This window comes from Pseudomonas sp. yb_2 (assembly GCF_043103905.1).
Classification (GTDB): domain Bacteria; phylum Pseudomonadota; class Gammaproteobacteria; order Pseudomonadales; family Pseudomonadaceae; genus Aquipseudomonas; species Aquipseudomonas alloputida.
The window spans coordinates 1-4,196 of record NZ_JBICKH010000087.1; the positions used below are offsets into that span (position 1 = coordinate 1).

Consider the following 4,196-nt stretch of genomic DNA (forward strand, 5'->3'; position numbering starts at 1 on the left):
TCAAGTGCCTGCTTCCAGCGCGCATCGCGCTCGGCATCGGGCGCTGGCGGCTGGTGGCAAAAGAAGTTCAGGTTCAGCGGGCGCCCCGGGCAGCCGGCGCGGAATGCAGCGATCTCGGCGCGCACCTGTTCGCCGCTGAGCATGGCGCAGGGCAGGGCGCCCAGCCCACCTGCCTGGCCCACAGCGATGGCCATGGCCGAGCCGGTCGCCCCCGCCATGGGTGCCTGCAGAATGGGCAGCTCGATGCCCAGCAGGTTGAGGATACGGCGGTCGGGCCAATGGCTCATGCGATTCTCCTTGCGTGGGGCGAGCGCTGCGGCGGGGGCTTGCGGCGAGTCTTACAGGGCCTTGCTGACCTGGATGTCGCTGATTTTCTCGGCGTCTTCGCCGTGGATCTTGCGCAGGGCCTCGAGGGCTTGCTCTTGCGAGGCATCGGGCATCAGCGCGAAATCCCAGCGACGCTGGCCGTCGAGCTTGTATTTGATGACGTACTTGATGGTCTGGGTCATGGTGGCCTTATCTGAGTTTCGACGACGAACGACGGATGATCTTGATCTTGTGGGTCAGCGTTGGCTTGCGGGTGACCGAGATCGGGCGAGTGGTGACGGTATCGATGGTGATGTTCCAGAAGCCGGTGCTGGGTACGGTGATCTTCGCCGGAAACTTCTCGAAATGGCCGCCGTGGTAGGTATGACGGCCGCCGTTCTTGAAGCTGCGGAAGTTGGCGTCGTTCATCAGGCGGATATTGCAGCGCTGGGAGCACTCGATGACGACAATATCGTCCTCGTTGAGGTGCTCGCGCTGGTGTACGAATTTCATGTGATGCTCCGCAAGGTTTGGATCTGCAAAAGCAAAAGATACCACGATGTGCCGTTACACTGCCGCGTTGATCGCCGGGCGTAGATAATTCTGCCAAAGCAGGGAGCAAAACCGCCTGGATGTGGTCGAAGCGAATTCTTGAAGGCAGAGGTGCAGCAAATGAAGTGGATGGTGGCGGCGTTGTCGGTTGCGCTCGGTGGCTGCGTGAGCGTCGCGGAGCTGGAGCAATCGCGTGAAACGATGGATGTGATCTCTGGCAAGAGCCCACGCGCCTATGCCGACTGCGTAAAGGAGAAGCTTGCCGATACGCGTGACCCGCTGACCGAAGAGCAGCGTGGCGACGGCCTGCGGCTGATCGTACCGCAGAAAATCACCTCAGGTGCCGGCCCGGCGGCGCTGGTGGATATCGACAAGCGCGGCAGCGGCAGCAGCATCAAACTGCACGAGCGGCTGAATAACTTCCCGCTGCGCCTTGGCGATGTGCGCACTGCCGCAACGCAGTGCATCTCCGGAAGTTGATCTGAAGCAACGGGTCCTCCTTTCTCTGCTTATATGTTTTAAGCCTAAACATATAACAAAAGAAAAGGAGATTCGTGATGACACCGTTGAGACGCGTGATGATCGGCAGCTTGCTGATCCTGGCCTGGCCCGCGGCACATGCCGCCGACGGTCAGAAGGTCTTCACCCAGGGGGGGGCCAACCCCGCCGCCATGGCCTGCCTGGGTTGCCACGGCCCGGACGGCAATGGCATTGCGGCTGCCGGCTTTCCACGTTTGGCCGGGCTACCGGCCGGTTATCTTGCCAAGCAGTTGCAGGACTGGCGCAACGGCAGCCGCAAGCAGCCAGTGATGGAACCTTTGGCCAAGGCCCTGAGCGACGACGAAATCAAGGCCGTCAGTACCTACCTGGCCAGCCTGCCGGCAGTGCCCGCTGGCGACCTGCACCGCCAGCAGATTGCCGATGACCCGACTACCCGCATGGCCCTGTACGGCGACTGGAGCCGGCAGATTCCTGGTTGCGTGCAATGCCACGGGCCGGGTGGCGGCGGGGTGGGCGAACACTTCCCACCCTTGGCCGGCCAGCCCGCCAGTTACCTGGTGGCACAGCTCAATGCCTGGCGCGACGGCAGCCGCAGCAATGACCCCAACCAGCTGATGGTCGGCGTGGCCAAGGCCATGACCGATGAGGAGATCAAGGCCGTTGCCGAGTTCTTCGCCCGCCCCGCCAGCCAGGAGGTCACGCCATGAAAACCCTGATTCCCGTTTTGTTGCTGCTGGCCGTGGGCAGCGCCCAGGCCACGCCGATCGCCATGGAAGACCAGTCGCAGTTGAAGGTTCCCGGTGTGCAGGCAGCACCGCAGTTCGTGCCGCCTGCTGAGCGTGAGTTGCCCGATAATGCCTTTGGCAAAATGGTGCGTGAAGGCCACGCCTTGTTCGTCGACACCCGCCGACTGATGCCCGAGGCGGTGGGCAACGGCATGAACTGCAGTAACTGCCACCTCGATCAGGGGCGGTTGGCGCATTCGGCGCCGCTGTGGGGTGCCTACCCGATGTATCCGGCCTATCGCAAGAAGAATGACAAGGTCAACACCTTCGCCGAGCGTATCCAAGGGTGTTTTCAGTTCAGCATGAACGGCAAGCCGCCGGCCGCTGACAGCCCGCAGATGACGGCATTGGCGGTGTATTCATACTGGCTGTCGACCAAGGCGCCGACCGGTGTGGAGATTGCCGGACGTGGTTATCCGGAGGTGGCACAACCCAAGGGCGGTTATGACTTCAAGCGCGGCCAGCAGGTTTACCGTGAACAATGCGCGATTTGCCATGGCGATAACGGTGAAGGGCAAAAGGTCGCAGGCGAGTACGTAATGCCGCCGCTTTGGGGCAAGGACTCCTACAACTGGGGGGCCGGCATGCACCGCATCAATACCGCGGCGTCGTTCATCAAGTACAACATGCCGCTTGGCAAGCCGGGCAGCCTCAGCGATCAGCAGGCCTGGGATGTGGCGGCGTGGATCAACCGCCACGAGCGGCCACAGGACCCGCGGTTGGTAGAGGGATCCATCGAGAAGACGCGGGTGAAGTTTCATGCCAATGATGGGGTTAACCTGTATGGTCAGCAGGTTGATGGGGTGCTGATCGGACAAGGGACGGGGAGCTGAGGTAAACCGGTGGCGGCCTCTTGGCGCGTGAGCCCGTCGAAGAGGCCGCCACCGTCACGCTGATTTCCCTGTCATCCAACGGTCATGTATGACAGCAATATTTACGATCCCCCGGAACTATCTACACTGGGATATCTCTATGATGGCAACGGTCGTTATCGGGGGCATTGTAAGGTGACTGCCGCCTGATTAGACTGCGCCGAATTCCACAGGCCTAGCCTTTTGTAAGGACGTATATGATCAAAAAATGCTTGTTCCCGGCAGCCGGCTACGGCACACGCTTCTTGCCTGCTACCAAAGCCATGCCCAAGGAAATGCTGCCGGTGGTCAACAAGCCACTGATCCAGTATGGCGTTGAAGAAGCATTGGATGCGGGTCTGAACGAGATCTCCATCGTTACCGGGCGCGGCAAGCGCGCCCTGGAAGACCACTTCGACATCAGCTACGAGCTGGAAAACCAGATCAAAGGCACCGACAAGGAAAAATACCTGGTCGGTATTCGTCGTCTGCTCAACGAGTGCTCGTTCTCGTACACGCGCCAGACCGAAATGAAGGGCCTCGGCCACGCCATTCTCACTGGCCGCCCACTGATCGGTGACGAGCCGTTCGCGGTGGTGCTGGCGGACGACCTGTGCGTCAACCCGGAAGGTGACGGCGTACTGACTCAGATGGTCAAGCTGTACAAACAGTACCGCTGCTCGATCGTCGCCATCCAGGAAGTCGACCCGCAGGAAACCAACAAGTATGGTGTGATCGCCGGTGAGATGATCCGCGACGACATCTTCCGTGTGACCAACATGGTCGAAAAACCGGCCCCGGAAGACGCGCCTTCGAACCTGGCGATCATCGGCCGTTACATCCTGACCCCGGATATCTTCGACATCATCGCCAACACCAAGCCAGGCAAAGGCGGTGAAATCCAGATCACCGATGCCCTGCTGCAGCAGGCGAAGGATGGCTGCGTGATTGCCTATAAGTTCAAGGGCAAGCGTTTCGACTGCGGTGGCGCCGAAGGCTACATCGACGCGACCAACTTCTGCTTCGAGAACTACTACAAGACTGGCAAGGCTTACTGATAAGCCCTGCTGGCCTCAAAGCCATCCTTCGGGGTGGCTTTTTTGTGTGCGCCAGGCATGGCGCGTTGCGCGTAAGCGCAACCCGCTTGGTTGTGGTGGCCAAGTGGGTGACTTGGAGGTGAAAGTCCTCTACACACCCGGCA

7 protein-coding genes are annotated in these 4,196 nt (G+C 60.6%); 4 read left to right on the top strand and 3 right to left on the bottom strand.

Annotated features, from left to right (window positions below; translation table 11 throughout):
• The 3 genes from ACF8FB_RS25035 to ACF8FB_RS25045 all read right to left on the bottom strand — a co-directional run.
• Positions 1–287: nitronate monooxygenase (locus ACF8FB_RS25035; protein WP_392512296.1), on the bottom strand; the 287-nt coding region annotated here is incomplete at its 3' end.
• Positions 288–338: 51 nt separating this feature from the next.
• Positions 339–509, bottom strand: a complete 171-nt coding sequence (locus ACF8FB_RS25040; protein ID WP_012051910.1) for a hypothetical protein — start codon at positions 507–509, stop codon at positions 339–341.
• A gap of 7 nt (positions 510–516) precedes the next feature.
• A complete protein-coding gene (locus ACF8FB_RS25045) occupies positions 517–819 on the bottom strand; it encodes a DUF1883 domain-containing protein (protein WP_003250918.1) in 303 nt (100 codons plus the stop codon).
• 159 nt (positions 820–978) lie between these two features.
• Here ACF8FB_RS25045 and ACF8FB_RS25050 point away from each other — a divergent pair, with 159 nt between their 5' ends.
• The 4 genes from ACF8FB_RS25050 to galU all read left to right on the top strand — a co-directional run bounded on the left by ACF8FB_RS25050 (position 979) and on the right by galU (position 4,053).
• Complete coding sequence (locus ACF8FB_RS25050; protein ID WP_003250915.1) at positions 979–1,338, top strand: hypothetical protein; 360 nt, start codon at positions 979–981, stop codon at positions 1,336–1,338.
• 77 nt (positions 1,339–1,415) lie between these two features.
• A complete protein-coding gene (locus ACF8FB_RS25055; protein ID WP_049587967.1) occupies positions 1,416–2,066 on the top strand; it encodes a cytochrome c in 651 nt (216 codons plus the stop codon).
• Positions 2,063–2,977 carry a c-type cytochrome gene (locus tag ACF8FB_RS25060; RefSeq protein WP_012051913.1) on the top strand — a complete coding sequence of 305 codons (915 nt, stop codon included), beginning with the start codon at positions 2,063–2,065 and terminating at the stop codon, positions 2,975–2,977. The genes ACF8FB_RS25055 and ACF8FB_RS25060 overlap by 4 nt, the downstream gene beginning before the upstream one ends.
• A 236-nt stretch (positions 2,978–3,213) precedes the next feature.
• Entirely contained in the window at positions 3,214–4,053 is an 840-nt protein-coding gene (gene galU / locus ACF8FB_RS25065; RefSeq protein WP_010954649.1) for a UTP--glucose-1-phosphate uridylyltransferase GalU, read from the top strand.
• Positions 4,054–4,196 lie beyond the last annotated feature (143 nt).

Excerpts from the sequence above, each read along its gene's own strand:
- ACF8FB_RS25040 (WP_012051910.1), bottom strand. The coding sequence starts at position 509 with ATGACCCAGACCATCAAGTACGTCATCAAATACAAGCTCGACGGCCAG.
- ACF8FB_RS25045 (WP_003250918.1), bottom strand. The coding sequence starts at position 819 with ATGAAATTCGTACACCAGCGCGAGCACCTCAACGAGGACGATATTGTC.
- ACF8FB_RS25050 (WP_003250915.1), top strand. The coding sequence starts at position 979 with ATGAAGTGGATGGTGGCGGCGTTGTCGGTTGCGCTCGGTGGCTGCGTG.
- ACF8FB_RS25055 (WP_049587967.1), top strand. The coding sequence starts at position 1,416 with ATGACACCGTTGAGACGCGTGATGATCGGCAGCTTGCTGATCCTGGCC.
- ACF8FB_RS25060 (WP_012051913.1), top strand. The coding sequence starts at position 2,063 with ATGAAAACCCTGATTCCCGTTTTGTTGCTGCTGGCCGTGGGCAGCGCC.
- galU (WP_010954649.1), top strand. The coding sequence starts at position 3,214 with ATGATCAAAAAATGCTTGTTCCCGGCAGCCGGCTACGGCACACGCTTC.